Origin of the sequence: Pseudomonas sp. LA5 (genome assembly GCF_028640825.1) — a bacterium.
Lineage (GTDB): Bacteria > Pseudomonadota > Gammaproteobacteria > Pseudomonadales > Pseudomonadaceae > Chryseomonas > Chryseomonas aestiva.
Map to the genome: position 1 here is coordinate 1 of NZ_JAQYZY010000031.1, position 17,630 is coordinate 17,630.

A 17,630-nucleotide genomic window follows, 5' to 3' on the forward strand; every position below is an offset into this window, starting at 1 on the left:
GACCATGGCAAGACCACTCTGACCGCTGCGCTGACCAAAGTCTGTGCCGACACCTGGGGCGGTTCCGCTCGTGGTTTCGACCAGATCGACAACGCGCCGGAAGAAAAGGCTCGTGGTATCACCATCAACACCTCCCACGTTGAGTACGACTCGGCGATCCGTCACTACGCGCACGTCGACTGCCCCGGCCACGCCGACTACGTGAAGAACATGATCACCGGTGCTGCCCAGATGGACGGCGCGATCCTGGTTTGCTCGGCTGCTGACGGCCCCATGCCGCAGACCCGCGAGCACATCCTGCTGTCCCGTCAGGTAGGCGTTCCCTACATCGTCGTGTTCCTGAACAAGGCCGACATGGTTGACGACGCCGAGCTGCTGGAACTGGTCGAGATGGAAGTTCGCGATCTGCTGAACACCTACGACTTCCCGGGCGACGACACCCCGATCGTGATCGGCTCCGCGCTGATGGCGCTGAACGGCAACGACGACAACGAAATGGGTACCTCTGCCGTGCGCAAGCTGGTCGAGACCCTGGACTCGTACATCCCCGAGCCCGAGCGTGCCATCGACAAGCCGTTCCTGATGCCGATCGAGGACGTGTTCTCGATCTCCGGTCGCGGCACCGTGGTCACCGGTCGTGTCGAGCGTGGCATCGTCCGCATCCAGGAAGAAGTCGAGATCGTGGGCATCAAGGCCACCGTCAAGACCACCTGCACCGGCGTTGAAATGTTCCGCAAGCTGCTGGACGAAGGCCGTGCTGGCGAGAACGTCGGCGTGCTGCTGCGTGGCACCAAGCGTGAAGACGTGGAGCGTGGCCAGGTTCTGGCCAAGCCGAACACCATCAAGCCGCACACCAAGTTCGAGTGCGAAGTGTACGTGCTGTCCAAGGAAGAAGGCGGTCGTCACACCCCGTTCTTCAAGGGCTACCGTCCGCAGTTCTACTTCCGCACCACCGACGTGACCGGTAACTGCGAGCTGCCGGAAGGCGTCGAGATGGTGATGCCGGGCGACAACATCAAGATGGTTGTCACCCTGATCGCTCCGATCGCGATGGAAGACGGTCTGCGTTTCGCCATCCGTGAAGGCGGTCGTACCGTCGGCGCCGGCGTGGTTGCCAAGATCATCGAGTAATCGATTGATCTTGGTCTGTCAGGTCGGCATAATGGTCGGCCTGATTCAAGTTACAGGCCAGTAGCTCAATTGGCAGAGCGGCGGTCTCCAAAACCGCAGGTTGGGGGTTCGATTCCCTCCTGGCCTGCCAGATTCCCATCTGGCACTCCTTACAGGATTCATGCAATGAGCATCAAGGCGGAAGCCAAAGAGTCGCGCTTCGATGCGCTGAAGTGGCTGGTGGTTGTCGTTCTGGTGGCGATTGGTGTTGTTGCCAATCACTACTTCGCTGCTCAGTCCATCCTGTATCGAGTGGTAGGTCTGTTGGTGCTGGCAGCTGTCGCTGCCTTTATTGCCCTGCAGACCGCCAAGGGGCAAGCCTTCTTTGGCTTGCTGAAAGACGCCCGTACCGAGATTCGCAAAGTTGTCTGGCCTACCCGGCAAGAGACCACTCAGACCACGCTGATCGTGGTTGCCGTGGTGCTCGTGATGGCTTTGTTGTTGTGGGGGCTCGACTCCCTGCTCGGTTGGCTGGTTTCCACGATTGTTGGTTGAAAGGGTTCGCCGTGGCTAAGCGTTGGTACGTCGTGCATGCCTACTCGGGTTACGAGAAGCATGTCATGCGTTCGTTGATCGAGCGCGTCAAGCTGCACGAAATGGAAGACGAGTTCGGCGACATTCTCGTGCCCACCGAAGAAGTGGTGGAAATGCGCAATGGCCAGAAGCGCAAGAGCGAGCGTAAGTTTTTCCCAGGATACGTCCTGGTGCAGATGGAAATGAACGAAGGGACCTGGCACCTGGTCAAGGACACTCCTCGCGTCATGGGCTTCATCGGTGGTACTGCCGACAAGCCGGCACCCATCACTGATCGTGAAGCGGACGCGATTCTGCGTCGTGTCTCCGACAGCAGCGACAAGCCCAAGCCCAAGACCCTGTTCGAAGCAGGCGAGACGGTTCGGGTGGTGGACGGTCCGTTCGCCGACTTCAACGGCGTTGTCGAAGAAGTTAACTACGAAAAGAGCCGCATCCACGTGGCGGTACTGATCTTTGGTCGGTCGACCCCTGTGGAGCTCGAGTTCAGCCAGGTCGAAAAGGTCTAGGCTGTTCGCATCCCTCACCCCGTAGCCCTGGCTGCGGGGTTTTGTCGTCACTGGGATATAGCAAGTAATTGGGGAGCCCTGCGGGGCGTCGAACCCATCATTGGAGTAGCACATGGCTAAGAAAATTCAGGCTTACATCAAGCTGCAGGTTAAGGCCGCTCAAGCCAACCCGAGCCCGCCAGTCGGTCCGGCGCTGGGTCAGCACGGCGTCAACATCATGGAATTCTGCAAGGCGTTCAACGCCCGCACCCAGGGCATGGAGCCCGGTCTGCCCACCCCGGTGATCATCACCGTGTACAGCGACCGTAGCTTCACCTTCGAAATCAAGAGCACCCCGGCCTCCGTGCTGCTCAAGAAGGCTGCCGGCATCAAGAGCGGTTCCGCTCGTCCCAACAGCCAGAAGGTCGGTACCGTCACCCGCGCCCAGCTGGAAGAGATCGCCAAAGCCAAGAATGCCGATCTCACCGCCGCCGATATGGACGCCGCCGTGCGTACCATCGCCGGTTCCGCTCGTAGCATGGGTCTGAATGTGGAGGGCGTGTAATGGCCAAGCTCACTAAGCGTCAAAAGGCTTTCGCCGAAAAAATCCAGGCTGGCAAGCAGTACGGCTTCGAAGAAGCTGCAGCCCTGCTGGCCGAGCTGTCCACCATCAAGTTCAAGGAGTCCATCGACGTCTCCGTGAACCTGGGTGTGGATCCGCGTAAATCCGACCAGGTCGTTCGTGGCGCCACCGTGCTGCCCAATGGCACTGGCAAGTCGGTTCGCGTTGCCGTGTTCACCCAGGGTGCCAACGCCGAAGCCGCGCTGGCTGCCGGTGCCGAGCGAGTCGGCATGGACGACCTGGCTGCCGAGATGAAGGGCGGCGACCTGAGCTACGACGTGGTCATTGCCTCGCCGGACGCCATGCGCGTTGTCGGTCAGCTGGGCCAGCTGCTCGGCCCGCGCGGTCTGATGCCCAACCCCAAGGTTGGCACCGTGACCCCGGACGTCGCTACTGCCGTCAAGAATGCCAAGGCTGGTCAGGTGCGTTTCCGTACCGACAAGAACGGCATCATCCACGCTTCCGTTGGCAAGATCGATTTCGAGCCCGCGAAGCTGAAGCAGAACGTTGAAGCTCTGCTGGCCGACCTGAAGCGCCTGAAGCCCTCGACCTCCAAGGGCATCTACGTCAAGCGCATTACCCTGAGCTCCACCATGGGCCCGGGTCTGCAGATCGACCAGGCTTCCCTGGAAGCCTAAGCAAGATACAAGTCGCCGTGCCTTCGGGCGCGGCACCAAGATTGGGGTCCCTGCCTGGCGGGGGCTGTCCAAGACCGTAGGGGACGCAAGTCTTAAACCGGGGAAACCCCAGCCTACGCAGATGGTGCTCCCGATTCGGTTACCGAGTCAGACACCAAAACGCCGCCCAGTCCATCGGGCGAAACGGTAACATCCAGGAGTTAAACCCGTGGCAATCAAACTCGAAGACAAGAAGGCTATCGTCGCTGAAGTCAACGAGGCTGCCCAAGGTGCCCTGTCCGCTGTCGTGGCCGATGCCCGTGGCGTGACTGTGGGTGCCATGACCGGACTCCGTAAAGAGGCCCGCGCGGCTGGTGTCTATGTACGTGTCGTACGTAACACCCTGCTGCGTCGTGCCGTTGAAGGCACGTCTTTCGACGTTCTCAACGACACCTTCAAGGGCCCGACCCTGATCGCGTTCTCCCAGGAGCATCCGGGCGCTGCCGCCCGTATCTTCAAGGATTTCGCCAAGGGTCAGGACAAGTTCGAGATCAAGGCCGCCGCGTTCGAAGGCAAGCTCATCCCGGCTAACCAGATCGACGTACTGGCAACCCTGCCGACCTACGACGAAGCTGTGTCCCAGCTGATGAGTGTCATCCAGGGCGCTACCAGCAAGCTGGCTCGTACCCTCGCCGCCATTCGCGACCAAAAGGAAGCTGCCGCCGCCTAATCGCGCGTGCTGCGTTTCCTGCAAGTCTTTCTTATTATTTGCGGCCTGAAGCCGCACCCTGTTATAGGAATCTAGAGTCATGGCTCTGACCAACGAAGACATCATCAACGCCGTATCCGAAATGTCCGTCATGCAAGTGGTGGAACTGATCAAGGCGATGGAAGAGAAGTTCGGCGTGACCGCCGCTGCCGCCGCTGCCGCTGGCCCGGCTGCTGCCGCTGCCGTCGTCGAAGAGCAGACCGAATTCACCATCATGTTGACCGAGACCGGCGACAAGAAAGTGAACGTCATCAAGGTCGTTCGTGAACTGACCGGCCTGGGCCTGAAAGAAGCCAAGGCTGTCGTTGACGGCGCCCCGGGCGTGGTCAAGGAAGGCGTCTCCAAAGAGGAAGGCGAAGCTGCCAAGAAGGCTCTGGAAGAAGCAGGCGCCAAGGTCGAGCTCAAGTAAGTTCGGTTCTTGCGTCTACAGCCGCAACGTTTCACGTTCGGCTGATGGCTGGTGGCGAACGCCACCGGCCTTTTGCCGTTTTGTACAGAGCGAGCATATCCGCCTGACAAGATGCGCTGTATCCACCTCGCTCTCGGGGTGCGGCAGACCAAAGGGTTTGCCCGATTTTCCGGCTGCTCCCGTCGGAGAGGCCAAACAAGCTGGTGACCAAGCTGGGGAACGCTGATGGCTTACTCATACACTGAGAAAAAACGTATCCGCAAGGACTTTAGCAAGTTGCCGCACGTCATGGACGTGCCCTATTTGCTGGCTATCCAACTGGATTCGTACCGCGAATTCCTGCAGGCGGGCGCAGGCAAAGACCAGTTCCGCGATATCGGCCTGCATGCGGCCTTCAAGTCCGTTTTCCCGATTATCAGCTATTCCGGCAATGCGGCCCTGGAATACGTCGGCTATCGCCTGGGCGAGCCGGCTTTCGATGTGAAGGAATGCGTCCTGCGTGGCGTGACCTTCGCTGTCCCGCTGCGAGTCAAGGTTCGCCTGATCATTTTCGACCGCGAGTCGTCGAACAAGGCGATCAAGGACATCAAGGAGCAGGAAGTCTACATGGGGGAAATCCCCCTGATGACCGAGAACGGTACCTTCATCATCAATGGTACCGAACGCGTCATCGTGTCCCAGCTGCACCGCAGCCCGGGCGTGTTCTTCGACCACGACCGCGGCAAGACCCACAGCTCGGGCAAGCTGCTGTACTCGGCGCGCATCATTCCCTACCGCGGCTCCTGGCTCGACTTCGAATTCGATCCCAAGGACGCCGTGTTCGTCCGTATCGACCGTCGCCGCAAGCTGCCGGCCTCGGTACTGCTGCGCGCGCTCGGCTACAGCACCGAAGAGGTGCTGGATGCGTTCTATGACACCAACACCTTCCACATCAAGGGTGAGATGCTGACGTTCGAGCTGGTGCCCCAGCGCCTGCGCGGCGACATCGCCAGCTTCGACATCAAGGATGGCAGCGGCAAGGTGATCGTGGAGCAGGGCCGTCGGGTGACCGCTCGCCACATCAACCAGCTGGAAAAATCCGGTCTGAGCGAGCTGGAAGTGCCCTTCGATTATGTCATTGGCCGTACCACCGCCAAGGCTGTCGTGCACCCGTCCACTGGCGAGATCATCGCCGAGTGCAACACCGAACTGACCCTGGACATGCTGGCCAAGATGGCCAAGGCCAATGTCGTGCAGTTCGAGACGCTGTACACCAACGACATCGACTGCGGTCCGTTCATCTCCGATACCCTGAAGATCGACTCCACCGGCAACCAGCTGGAAGCCCTGGTCGAGATCTACCGGATGATGCGTCCCGGCGAGCCGCCGACCAAGGAAGCTGCCGAGACCCTGTTCAACAACCTGTTCTTCAGCGCCGAGCGTTACGACCTGTCCGCTGTCGGCCGCATGAAGTTCAACCGCCGTATCGGTCGCGACGCCATCGAAGGCTCGGGCGTCCTGAGTCGCGAAGACATCGTCGACGTGCTCAAGACCCTGGTCGACATCCGTAACGGCAAGGGCATCGTCGACGACATCGACCACCTGGGTAACCGCCGTGTCCGTTGCGTCGGTGAAATGGCCGAGAACCAGTTCCGCGTGGGTCTGGTGCGGGTAGAGCGTGCCGTCAAGGAACGCCTGTCCATGGCCGAGAGCGAAGGCCTGATGCCGCAGGATCTGATCAACGCCAAGCCCGTGGCCGCCGCGATCAAGGAATTCTTCGGTTCCAGCCAGCTGTCCCAGTTCATGGACCAGAACAACCCGCTGTCGGAGATCACCCACAAGCGCCGCGTCTCCGCACTCGGCCCGGGCGGTCTGACCCGTGAGCGTGCCGGCTTCGAAGTCCGTGACGTACACCCGACGCACTACGGCCGGGTCTGCCCGATCGAAACGCCGGAAGGTCCGAACATCGGCCTGATCAACTCCCTGGCTGCCTATGCCCGCACCAATCAGTACGGCTTCCTCGAAAGCCCGTACCGCATGGTCAAGGACGGCGTGGCCACCGACGAGATCGTCTTCCTGTCGGCCATTGAAGAAGCCAACCATGTGATCGCACAGGCTTCTGCAGGGCTGGACGAGAACAACCGGCTGATCGACGAGCTGGTAGCCGTGCGTCATCTGAACGAATTCACCGTCAAGGCGCCCGAAGACGTCACCCTGATGGACGTTTCGCCCAAGCAGGTCGTCTCCGTCGCCGCCTCGCTGATTCCGTTCCTCGAGCACGACGACGCCAACCGCGCGCTGATGGGTTCCAACATGCAGCGTCAGGCCGTGCCGACCCTGCGTTCGGACAAGCCGCTGGTCGGTACCGGCATGGAGCGCAACGTCGCCCGTGACTCCGGCGTCTGCGTCGTCGCCCGTCGGGGTGGCGTGATCGACTCCGTCGATGCCAGCCGTATCGTGGTGCGCGTCAATGATGACGAAGTCGAGACCGGTGAAGCCGGCGTCGACATCTACAACCTGACCAAGTACACCCGTTCCAACCAGAACACCTGCATCAACCAGCGTCCGCTGGTGAGCAAGGGTGATCAGGTGGCCAAGTTCGACATCCTGGCCGATGGCCCCTCGACCGACATGGGCGAGCTGGCACTGGGTCAGAACATGCGCGTAGCCTTCATGCCCTGGAACGGCTTCAACTTCGAAGACTCCATCTGTCTATCGGAGCGCGTGGTCCAGGAAGATCGCTTCACCACCATCCACATCCAGGAACTGACCTGTGTGGCCCGTGACACCAAGCTCGGCCCGGAGGAAATCACCTCCGACATCCCGAACGTGGGTGAGGCTGCGCTGAACAAGCTGGACGAGGCCGGTATCGTTTACGTCGGTGCCGAAGTCGGTGCCGGTGACATCCTGGTCGGCAAGGTCACGCCCAAGGGCGAAACCCAGCTGACTCCGGAAGAGAAGCTGCTGCGCGCCATCTTCGGCGAGAAGGCCAGCGACGTGAAGGACACCTCCCTGCGTGTGCCCACCGGCACCAAGGGTACCGTCATCGACGTCCAGGTCTTCACCCGTGACGGCGTCGAGCGCGACTCCCGCGCCCTGGCCATCGAGAAGTCCCAGCTCGACGAGATCCGCAAGGATCTGAACGAGGAGTTCCGCATCGTCGAAGGCGCGACCTTCGAGCGTCTTCGTCAGGCCCTGGTCGGTCAGGTCGCCGAAGGCGGCCCGGCGGTCAAGAAGGGTGCCGTCATCACCGACGAGTACCTGAACGGCCTCGAGCGTGGTCAGTGGTTCAAGCTGCGCATGGCGGAAGATGCTCACAACGAGCAGCTGGAAAAGGCCCAGGCCTACCTGTCCGACCGTCGCCAGCTGCTGGATGACAAGTTCGAAGACAAGAAGCGCAAGCTGCAGCAGGGCGATGACCTGGCGCCGGGCGTACTGAAGATCGTCAAGGTCTACCTCGCCATCAAGCGCCGTATCCAGCCGGGCGACAAGATGGCCGGTCGTCACGGTAACAAGGGTGTGGTCTCGGTGATCATGCCGGTCGAAGACATGCCCTACGACGCCAACGGCACGCCGGTGGACATCGTGCTGAATCCGCTGGGCGTACCTTCGCGGATGAACGTCGGTCAGATCCTCGAAACCCACCTGGGCCTCGCGGCCAAGGGCCTGGGCGAGAAGATCAACGTGATGATCGAGGAGCAGCGCAAGGTTGCCGAACTGCGCAGCTTCCTGCACGAGATCTACAACGAGATCGGTGGCCGTCAGGAGAAGCTCGACGACCTGAGCGATAAGGAAGTCCTTGACCTGGCGAAGAACCTGCGTGGCGGTGTGCCCATGGCCACCCCGGTGTTCGACGGTGCCAAGGAAAGCGAGATCAAGGCTATGCTGAAGCTGGCCGATCTGCCGGAGAGTGGCCAGATGCGTCTGTACGACGGCCGCACCGGCAATGCCTTCGAGCGCACCACCACCGTCGGCTACATGTACATGCTCAAGCTGAACCACCTGGTGGACGACAAGATGCACGCCCGTTCCACCGGTTCCTACAGCCTGGTTACCCAGCAGCCGCTGGGTGGTAAGGCGCAGTTCGGTGGTCAGCGTTTCGGGGAGATGGAGGTCTGGGCACTGGAGGCCTATGGCGCGGCTTACACCCTGCAGGAAATGCTGACGGTGAAGTCGGACGATGTGAACGGCCGGACCAAGATGTACAAGAACATCGTGGACGGGGATCACCGCATGGAGGCCGGCATGCCCGAGTCCTTCAACGTACTGATCAAGGAAATCCGCTCGCTCGGCATCGATATCGAACTGGAAACCGAATAACACGAGACCCTAGAGGAGGCGACCGCGCGGCGGTCGCCTCCGGTCCGTGAGGAGGAAAGGCCTTGAAAGACTTGCTCAATCTGTTGAAAAACCAGGGTCAACTCGAGGAGTTCGATGCCATCCGTATCGGTCTGGCCTCGCCCGAGATGATTCGTTCCTGGTCGTTCGGTGAAGTGAAGAAGCCGGAGACCATCAACTACCGTACCTTCAAGCCCGAGCGCGATGGTCTGTTCTGCGCCAAGATATTTGGCCCGGTCAAGGACTACGAGTGCCTGTGCGGAAAGTACAAGCGCCTCAAGCACCGCGGCGTGATCTGCGAGAAGTGCGGCGTGGAAGTCGCCCTGGCCAAGGTGCGCCGCGAGCGCATGGGTCACATCGAGCTGGCTTCGCCCGTCGCCCACATCTGGTTCCTGAAGTCGCTGCCGTCGCGTATCGGCCTGCTGCTGGACATGACCCTGCGTGACATCGAGCGCGTGCTCTATTTCGAGAGCTACGTGGTGATTGATCCGGGCATGACCACCCTCGAGAAGTACCAGCTGCTGAACGACGAGCAGTACTTCGAGGCACTGGAAGAATTCGGTGACGACTTCGACGCCCGCATGGGTGCGGAAGCCGTATTCCAGCTGCTCGGCGCCATTGATCTGGAGCACGAGATCGGTCGCCTGCGCGAAGAGATTCCGCAGACCAACTCCGAGACCAAGATCAAGAAGCTGTCCAAGCGCCTGAAGCTGATGGAAGCCTTCCAGGGTTCCGGCAACAAGCCGGAGTGGATGGTCATGACCGTGCTGCCCGTGCTGCCGCCGGACCTGCGTCCGCTGGTACCGCTGGATGGCGGTCGCTTCGCGACCTCCGACCTGAACGATCTCTATCGTCGCGTCATCAACCGGAACAACCGCCTCAAGCGGCTGCTCGACCTCGCCGCGCCCGACATCATCGTGCGCAACGAGAAGCGCATGCTGCAGGAAGCCGTTGACGCCCTGCTGGACAACGGCCGTCGCGGCCGGGCCATCACCGGCTCCAACAAGCGCCCGCTGAAGTCCCTGGCCGACATGATCAAGGGCAAGCAGGGTCGTTTCCGTCAGAACCTGCTGGGCAAGCGCGTCGACTACTCCGGTCGTTCCGTTATCACCGTGGGCCCGACCCTGCGTCTGCACCAGTGCGGTCTGCCCAAGAAGATGGCGCTGGAGCTGTTCAAGCCGTTCATCTTCGGCAAGCTGGAAGCCCGCGGCATGGCGACCACCATCAAGGCCGCCAAGAAGATGGTCGAGCGCGAACTGCCCGAGGTCTGGGACGTTCTCGCCGAAGTCATCCGCGAACACCCGGTGCTGCTCAACCGCGCCCCGACCCTGCACCGTCTGGGTATCCAGGCGTTCGAGCCGGTCCTCATCGAAGGCAAGGCCATCCAGCTGCACCCGCTGGTCTGCGCCGCGTACAACGCCGACTTCGACGGTGACCAGATGGCCGTGCACGTGCCGCTGACGCTGGAAGCCCAGCTGGAAGCGCGCGCCCTGATGATGTCGACCAACAACATCCTGTCGCCCGCCAACGGCGAGCCGATCATCGTGCCGTCGCAGGACGTGGTGCTGGGTCTGTACTACATGACCCGCGAAGCCATCAACGCCAAGGGCGAAGGCCGCGTGTTCGCCGACCTGCAGGAAGTCGATCGCGTCTTCCGTGCCGGCGAAGCCGCCCTGCATGCCAAGGTCAAGGTGCGCATCAACGAGACCATCCGTCACAAGGACGGCAGCCTGACCAAGAACACCCGCATCGTCGACACCACCGTCGGCCGCGCGCTGCTGTTCCAGGTCGTGCCTGCCGGTCTGCCGTATGACGTGGTCAACCAGTCGATGAAGAAGAAGGCCATCTCCAAGCTGATCAACCACTGCTACCGCGTGGTGGGTCTGAAGGACACCGTCATCTTCGCCGACCAGCTGATGTACACCGGTTTCGCCTATTCGACCCTGTCCGGCGTCTCCATCGGCGTCAACGACTTCGTCATTCCGGATGAGAAGGCGCGCATCATCGATGCTGCCACCGCCGAGGTGAAGGAGATCGAGAGCCAGTACGCCTCCGGCCTGGTGACCCAGGGCGAGAAGTACAACAAGGTGATCGACCTCTGGTCGAAGGCCAACGACGAAGTGTCCAAGGCGATGATGACCAACCTCTCGAAAGAGAAGGTCATCGACCGCGCGGGCAAGGAAGTCGATCAGGAGTCCTTCAACTCCATGTATATGATGGCCGATTCCGGCGCCCGGGGTTCCGCGGCCCAGATTCGTCAGCTCGCCGGCATGCGTGGCCTGATGGCCAAGCCGGACGGCTCCATCATCGAGACGCCCATTACCGCCAACTTCCGTGAAGGCCTGAACGTACTCCAGTACTTCATCTCCACCCACGGTGCCCGTAAGGGTCTCGCGGATACCGCACTGAAGACCGCGAACTCCGGTTACCTGACCCGTCGTCTAGTCGACGTGGCCCAGGACCTGGTGGTGACCGAGGTCGACTGCGGTACCGAGCGCGGCCTGATCATGACCCCGCACATCGAAGGCGGCGACGTGGTCGAGCCCCTGGGTGAGCGCGTGCTGGGTCGAGTCATCGCCCGTGACGTGCCCAAGCCGGGTACCGACGAGATCATCGTGCCGGCCGGCACCCTGGTCGACGAGCGCTGGGTCGAGTTCCTCGAGCTCAACAGCGTCGACGAAGTCGTGGTGCGTTCGCCGATCACCTGCGAAACCCGTCATGGCATCTGCGCCAAGTGCTACGGTCGCGATCTGGCTCGCGGTCATCAGGTCAACATCGGTGAAGCGGTCGGCGTCATCGCCGCCCAGTCCATCGGTGAGCCGGGTACCCAGCTGACCATGCGTACCTTCCACATCGGTGGTGCGGCCAGCCGGACCTCCGCGGCCGACAGCGTCCAGGTCAAGAACGGCGGCGCCATCCGCCTGCACAACCTGAAGCACGTCGAACGTGCCGATGGCGCCCTGGTTGCCGTGTCCCGTTCCGGTGAGCTGGCCATCGCCGACGACTTCGGTCGCGAGCGCGAGCGCTACAAGCTGCCCTACGGTGCAGTGATTTCGGTCAAGGAAGGCGACAAGGTCGACGCTGGCGCCATCGTCGCCAAGTGGGACCCGCACACCCACCCCATCGTCACCGAGATGGACGGTACCGTGGCCTTCGTCGGCATGGAGGAGGGCATCACCATCAAGCGCCAGACCGACGAACTGACCGGTCTGACCAACATCGAGGTGCTCGACGCCAAGGATCGTCCGACTTCCGGCAAGGACATCCGTCCGGCGGTCAAGCTGATCGACGCCAATGGCAAGGACCTGCTGCTGCCGGGTACCGACGTACCGGCCCAGTACTTCCTGCCGCCGAACGCGCTGGTCAACCTGAGCGACGGTGCCAAGGTGCATGTGGGTGACGTTATCGCCCGTATCCCCCAGGAAACCTCCAAGACCCGCGACATCACCGGTGGTCTGCCCCGCGTGGCCGACCTCTTCGAGGCGCGTCGTCCCAAGGAGCCGGCAATCCTGGCGGAGATCAGCGGTACCATCTCCTTTGGCAAGGAAACCAAGGGCAAGCGTCGTCTGGTCATCACCCCGACCGATGGCACCGATCCCTACGAGGAGCTGATTCCGAAGTGGCGCCACCTGAACGTCTTCGAAGGCGAACAGGTAAGCCGCGGCGAAGTTATCTCCGACGGTCCGAGCAACCCGCACGATATCCTGCGTCTGCTGGGTGTCAGCGCGCTGGCCAAGTACATCGTCAACGAGATCCAGGACGTGTACCGTCTGCAGGGCGTGAAGATCAACGACAAGCACATCGAGACCATCCTGCGGCAGATGCTGCGCAAGGTCGAAGTGAGCGACACCGGCGACTCGAGCTTCATCAAGGGCGATCAGGTCGAACTGACCCACGTCCTGGAAGAGAACGAGCAACTGGTGGGCAATGATCGTTTCGTCGCCAAGTACGAGCGCGTCCTGCTGGGTATCACCAAGGCTTCGCTGTCCACCGAGTCCTTCATCTCGGCCGCTTCCTTCCAGGAGACCACCCGTGTCCTGACCGAAGCCGCCGTGACCGGCAAGCGCGACTTCCTGCGCGGCCTGAAGGAAAACGTGGTAGTGGGTCGTCTGATCCCGGCCGGTACCGGTCTGGCCTACCACAGCGAGCGCAAGCGCCAGCGCGAACTCGGCAAGCCGCAGCGCGTGAGCGCCAGCGAGGCCGAAGCCGCCCTGACCGAGGCGCTGAACTCCAGCGCCAGCTGAGTTCGGTAGCAGGTCTCGCTTGACAAAGCCCCCGGCGCCCCAGGCGTCCGGGGGCTTTGTCTTGACTGGAGCGCCCAAGCTCTTTAGACTTTCGTTCCCCGAAAATGGGCAGGACTGACGTTCTGCTATTTCGTTTATGTCGCAAGACAATCAGTGGAGCTATAGATGGCAACTATCAACCAGCTGGTGCGTAGTGCACGCAAGCGTATCGTCGAGAAATCCGACGTGCCTGCGCTGCAAAACTGCCCGCAACGTCGTGGCGTGTGCACCCGCGTGTACACCACCACTCCCAAGAAGCCCAACTCCGCACTGCGGAAGGTCTGCCGTGTACGTCTGACCAACGGCTTCGAAGTCACCTCCTACATCGGCGGTGAAGGTCACAATCTGCAGGAACACAGCGTCGTGCTGATCCGCGGTGGCCGGGTCAAGGATCTGCCGGGTGTGCGTTATCACACCGTGCGCGGCTCGCTGGACACCACCGGTGTGAAGGACCGCAAGCAGGGCCGTTCCAAGTACGGCACCAAGCGTCCGAAGTAATCACCTTTCTTTTTGTTCGAGTCGATAAGAGTAAGGTCGGGCAACGAGTCCCGAGCTAACCTGAAGACCGTTTTGAGGGCTTATCAATGCCAAGACGTCGTGTAGCGGCCAAGCGCGAAATACTTGACGATCCGAAATACGGAAGCCAGATCCTGGCCAAGTTCATGAACCACGTGATGGAGAGCGGCAAGAAAGCCGTTGCCGAGCGTATCGTTTATGGTGCTCTGGACAAGGTCAAAGAGCGTTCCAAGAATGCCGAACCCCTGGAAGTTTTCGAAAAAGCGCTCGACGCCATCGCTCCGCTGGTCGAAGTGAAGTCCCGCCGTGTCGGCGGTGCTACCTACCAGGTGCCGGTTGAGGTTCGTCCTTCCCGTCGTAATGCCCTGGCCATGCGCTGGCTGGTGGACTCCGCGCGCAAGCGTGGTGAGAAGTCCATGGCTCTGCGCCTGGCGGGTGAACTCATGGACGCTTTTGAAGGCAAGGGTGCCGCAGTCAAGAAGCGCGAAGACGTGCATCGCATGGCAGAAGCCAACAAGGCCTTCTCGCACTACCGCTTCTAAGCCTAGCGCTTCCAATCAAGCGAGGACCTTATGGCTCGTACAACCGCTATTAACCGCTATCGGAACATCGGTATCTGCGCCCACGTGGACGCAGGTAAGACGACTACCACCGAGCGGATTCTGTTCTATACCGGCGTGAACCACAAAATGGGTGAGGTTCACGACGGCGCTGCGACCATGGACTGGATGGTGCAGGAGCAGGAGCGTGGTATCACCATCACCTCCGCTGCCACCACCGCGTTCTGGTCCGGTTCGACCAAGCAGTACGACAAGTACCGCGTAAACATCATCGATACCCCCGGCCACGTGGACTTCACCATTGAGGTGGAGCGTTCCCTGCGCGTGCTGGACGGTGCGGTCGTAGTGTTCTGCGGTACCTCCGGTGTCGAGCCCCAGTCCGAAACCGTATGGCGTCAGGCCAACAAGTACGGCGTCCCGCGCATCGTCTACGTCAACAAGATGGACCGTGCCGGTGCCAACTTCCTGCGCGTCGTCGAGCAGATCAAGAAGCGCCTGGGCCACACTCCGGTCCCGGTTCAGCTGGCCATCGGCGCGGAAGAGAACTTCCTGGGCCAGATCGACCTGCTGAAGATGAAGGCCATCTTCTGGAACGATGACGACCAGGGCATGACCTATCGCGAGGAAGACATTCCTGCGGACATGCTGGCCGATGCTGAGCAGTGGCGCTCCAACATGGTCGAGGCTGCGGCCGAAGCCAACGAAGAGCTGATGAACAAGTACCTGGAAGGCGGCGAGCTGTCGATCGACGAGATCAAGGCCGGCCTGCGTCAGCGTACCATCGCCTGCGAAATCGTCCCGGCCGTTTGCGGTTCCTCGTTCAAGAACAAGGGCGTGCCCCTGGTTCTGGACGCCGTGATCGACTTCCTGCCGGCGCCGGTCGAGATTCCCGCGATCAAGGGTACCAACCCGGACAACGAGGAAATCCACGACGAGCGTCACGCAGACGATAACGAGCCCTTCTCGGCTCTGGCGTTCAAGATCGCTACCGACCCCTTCGTGGGTACCTTGACCTTCGCCCGCGTCTACTCGGGTGTACTGAGCTCCGGTGACTCCGTCATCAACTCGGTGAAGGGCAAGAAGGAGCGCGTCGGCCGTATGGTGCAGATGCACGCCAACACCCGTGAAGAGATCAAGGAAGTTCGTGCTGGCGACATCGCCGCCCTGATCGGCATGAAGGACGTCACCACCGGTGACACCCTGTGCTCGATCGAGAAGCCGATCATCCTCGAGCGCATGGACTTCCCGGAGCCGGTGATTTCGGTCGCCGTCGAGCCGAAGACCAAGGCCGACCAGGAAAAGATGGGTATCGCACTGGGCAAGCTGGCTCAGGAAGATCCCTCGTTCCGCGTCAAGACCGACGAAGAGTCCGGTCAGACCATCATCTCCGGCATGGGCGAGCTGCACCTGGACATCCTGGTGGACCGCATGAAGCGCGAATTCGGCGTGGAAGCGAACATCGGTAAGCCTCAGGTCGCCTACCGCGAAACCATCCGCAACACCTGCGAGATCGAAGGCAAGTTCGTTCGCCAGTCGGGTGGTCGTGGCCAGTTCGGTCACTGCTGGATTCGCTTCGCGCCGGCCGACGAAGGTCAGGAAGGTCTGGAGTTCGTCAGCGAAGTCGTGGGTGGTGTGATTCCGAAGGAATACATCCCGGCGATCCAGAAGGGCATCGAAGAGCAGATGAAGAACGGCATCGTTGCCGGCTATCCGCTGCTCGGCCTGAAGGCCGCTGTGTTCGATGGTTCCTACCACGACGTCGACTCCAACGAGATGGCGTTCAAGATCGCCGCCTCCATGGCGACCAAGCAGCTCACCCAGAAGGGTGGTGCCGTGCTGCTCGAGCCGATCATGAAGGTCGAGGTCGTGACCCCGGAAGACTACATGGGCGACGTCATGGGCGACCTGAACCGTCGTCGTGGCCTGATCCAGGGTATGGAAGACACCGTGACCGGCAAGGTCATCCGTGCCGAGGTTCCGCTGGGCGAGATGTTTGGCTACGCTACGGATGTCCGCTCCATGTCTCAGGGTCGCGCAAGCTACTCCATGGAGTTCTCCAAGTACGCCGAAGCTCCGTCGAACATCGCCGAAGCCATCATCAAGAAACAAGCTTAATCAGCGCTTTGACTAGAGGTTTTATCTCGTGGCTAAAGAAAAATTCGAACGTAACAAACCGCACCTGAACGTGGGCACCATCGGTCACGTTGACCATGGCAAGACCACTCTGACCGCTGCGCTGACCAAAGTCTGTGCCGACACCTGGGGCGGTTCCGCTCGTGGTTTCGACCAGATCGACAACGCGCCGGAAGAAAAGGCTCGTGGTATCACCATCAACACCTCCCACGTTGAGTACGACTCGGCGATCCGTCACTACGCGCACGTCGACTGCCCCGGCCACGCCGACTACGTGAAGAACATGATCACCGGTGCTGCCCAGATGGACGGCGCGATCCTGGTTTGCTCGGCTGCTGACGGCCCCATGCCGCAGACCCGCGAGCACATCCTGCTGTCCCGTCAGGTAGGCGTTCCCTACATCGTCGTGTTCCTGAACAAGGCCGACATGGTTGACGACGCCGAGCTGCTGGAACTGGTCGAGATGGAAGTTCGCGATCTGCTGAACACCTACGACTTCCCGGGCGACGACACCCCGATCGTGATCGGCTCCGCGCTGATGGCGCTGAACGGCAACGACGACAACGAAATGGGTACCTCTGCCGTGCGCAAGCTGGTCGAGACCCTGGACTCGTACATCCCCGAGCCCGAGCGTGCCATCGACAAGCCGTTCCTGATGCCGATCGAGGACGTGTTCTCGATCTCCGGTCGCGGCACCGTGGTCACCGGTCGTGTCGAGCGTGGCATCGTCCGCATCCAGGAAGAAGTCGAGATCGTGGGCATCAAGGCCACCGTCAAGACCACCTGCACCGGCGTTGAAATGTTCCGCAAGCTGCTGGACGAAGGCCGTGCTGGCGAGAACGTCGGCGTGCTGCTGCGTGGCACCAAGCGTGAAGACGTGGAGCGTGGCCAGGTTCTGGCCAAGCCGAACACCATCAAGCCGCACACCAAGTTCGAGTGCGAAGTGTACGTGCTGTCCAAGGAAGAAGGCGGTCGTCACACCCCGTTCTTCAAGGGCTACCGTCCGCAGTTCTACTTCCGCACCACCGACGTGACCGGTAACTGCGAGCTGCCGGAAGGCGTCGAGATGGTGATGCCGGGCGACAACATCAAGATGGTTGTCACCCTGATCGCTCCGATCGCGATGGAAGACGGTCTGCGTTTCGCCATCCGTGAAGGCGGTCGTACCGTCGGCGCCGGCGTGGTTGCCAAGATCATCGAGTAATCGATTGATCT

13 protein-coding genes and 1 tRNA gene are annotated in these 17,630 nt (G+C 61.2%); all 14 read left to right on the plus strand.

All coding sequences use genetic code 11. The features are described from left to right. On the plus strand, positions 1-1,131 hold a 1,131-nt coding region (gene tuf, locus PVZ72_RS09085), incomplete at its 5' end, for an elongation factor Tu (RefSeq protein WP_273861330.1). 54 nt (positions 1,132-1,185) lie between these two features. Continuing rightward, a tRNA-Trp gene (locus PVZ72_RS09090) sits at positions 1,186-1,261 on the plus strand. 35 nt (positions 1,262-1,296) lie between these two features. After that, positions 1,297-1,665, plus strand: a complete 369-nt coding sequence (gene secE / locus PVZ72_RS09095; RefSeq protein ID WP_133860553.1) for a preprotein translocase subunit SecE — start codon at positions 1,297-1,299, stop codon at positions 1,663-1,665. Between the two features lie 11 nt (positions 1,666-1,676). After that, the gene (gene nusG, locus PVZ72_RS09100; RefSeq protein WP_026083932.1) at positions 1,677-2,210 is read left to right on the plus strand and encodes a transcription termination/antitermination protein NusG; all 534 of its coding nucleotides are present in this window, start codon (positions 1,677-1,679) and stop codon (positions 2,208-2,210) included. A gap of 112 nt (positions 2,211-2,322) precedes the next feature. Next, on the plus strand, positions 2,323-2,754 hold the full coding sequence (gene rplK / locus PVZ72_RS09105; RefSeq protein ID WP_133860554.1) for a 50S ribosomal protein L11: 432 nt from the start codon (positions 2,323-2,325) through the stop codon (positions 2,752-2,754). Then, positions 2,754-3,449, plus strand: a complete 696-nt coding sequence (gene rplA, locus PVZ72_RS09110; protein WP_208693035.1) for a 50S ribosomal protein L1 — start codon at positions 2,754-2,756, stop codon at positions 3,447-3,449. The genes rplK and rplA overlap by 1 nt, the downstream gene beginning before the upstream one ends. A 208-nt stretch (positions 3,450-3,657) precedes the next feature. Then, a complete protein-coding gene (gene rplJ / locus PVZ72_RS09115; protein WP_017641868.1) occupies positions 3,658-4,158 on the plus strand; it encodes a 50S ribosomal protein L10 in 501 nt (166 codons plus the stop codon). Between the two features lie 79 nt (positions 4,159-4,237). Then, a complete protein-coding gene (gene rplL / locus PVZ72_RS09120; protein ID WP_059316466.1) occupies positions 4,238-4,606 on the plus strand; it encodes a 50S ribosomal protein L7/L12 in 369 nt (122 codons plus the stop codon). Positions 4,607-4,831: 225 nt separating this feature from the next. Next, a complete protein-coding gene (gene rpoB, locus PVZ72_RS09125; protein ID WP_158893046.1) occupies positions 4,832-8,905 on the plus strand; it encodes a DNA-directed RNA polymerase subunit beta in 4,074 nt (1,357 codons plus the stop codon). A 62-nt stretch (positions 8,906-8,967) separates the two neighbouring features. Then, positions 8,968-13,167, plus strand: coding sequence for a DNA-directed RNA polymerase subunit beta' (rpoC, locus tag PVZ72_RS09130; RefSeq protein ID WP_187980952.1), 4,200 nt, complete (start codon positions 8,968-8,970; stop codon positions 13,165-13,167). Between the two features lie 165 nt (positions 13,168-13,332). After that, positions 13,333-13,704, plus strand: a complete 372-nt coding sequence (rpsL, locus tag PVZ72_RS09135) for a 30S ribosomal protein S12 (RefSeq protein WP_007163089.1) — start codon at positions 13,333-13,335, stop codon at positions 13,702-13,704. A gap of 86 nt (positions 13,705-13,790) precedes the next feature. Next, on the plus strand, positions 13,791-14,264 hold the full coding sequence (gene rpsG / locus PVZ72_RS09140) for a 30S ribosomal protein S7 (RefSeq protein WP_007163088.1): 474 nt from the start codon (positions 13,791-13,793) through the stop codon (positions 14,262-14,264). Between the two features lie 30 nt (positions 14,265-14,294). Further along, a complete protein-coding gene (fusA, locus tag PVZ72_RS09145; RefSeq protein WP_133860558.1) occupies positions 14,295-16,397 on the plus strand; it encodes an elongation factor G in 2,103 nt (700 codons plus the stop codon). Between the two features lie 28 nt (positions 16,398-16,425). Then, positions 16,426-17,619 carry an elongation factor Tu gene (tuf, locus tag PVZ72_RS09150; protein WP_133860552.1) on the plus strand — a complete coding sequence of 398 codons (1,194 nt, stop codon included), beginning with the start codon at positions 16,426-16,428 and terminating at the stop codon, positions 17,617-17,619. Positions 17,620-17,630 lie beyond the last annotated feature (11 nt).

What these genes read in the sequence shown, in the direction of transcription:
- rplA (WP_208693035.1), top strand. Translation starts at nt 2,754, where the DNA reads ATGGCCAAGCTCACTAAGCGTCAAAAGGCTTTCGCCGAAAAAATCCAG.
- fusA (WP_133860558.1), top strand. Translation starts at nt 14,295, where the DNA reads ATGGCTCGTACAACCGCTATTAACCGCTATCGGAACATCGGTATCTGC.
- rpsL (WP_007163089.1), top strand. Translation starts at nt 13,333, where the DNA reads ATGGCAACTATCAACCAGCTGGTGCGTAGTGCACGCAAGCGTATCGTC.
- secE (WP_133860553.1), top strand. Translation starts at nt 1,297, where the DNA reads ATGAGCATCAAGGCGGAAGCCAAAGAGTCGCGCTTCGATGCGCTGAAG.
- rpsG (WP_007163088.1), top strand. Translation starts at nt 13,791, where the DNA reads ATGCCAAGACGTCGTGTAGCGGCCAAGCGCGAAATACTTGACGATCCG.
- rplL (WP_059316466.1), top strand. Translation starts at nt 4,238, where the DNA reads ATGGCTCTGACCAACGAAGACATCATCAACGCCGTATCCGAAATGTCC.
- rplK (WP_133860554.1), top strand. Translation starts at nt 2,323, where the DNA reads ATGGCTAAGAAAATTCAGGCTTACATCAAGCTGCAGGTTAAGGCCGCT.
- rpoB (WP_158893046.1), top strand. Translation starts at nt 4,832, where the DNA reads ATGGCTTACTCATACACTGAGAAAAAACGTATCCGCAAGGACTTTAGC.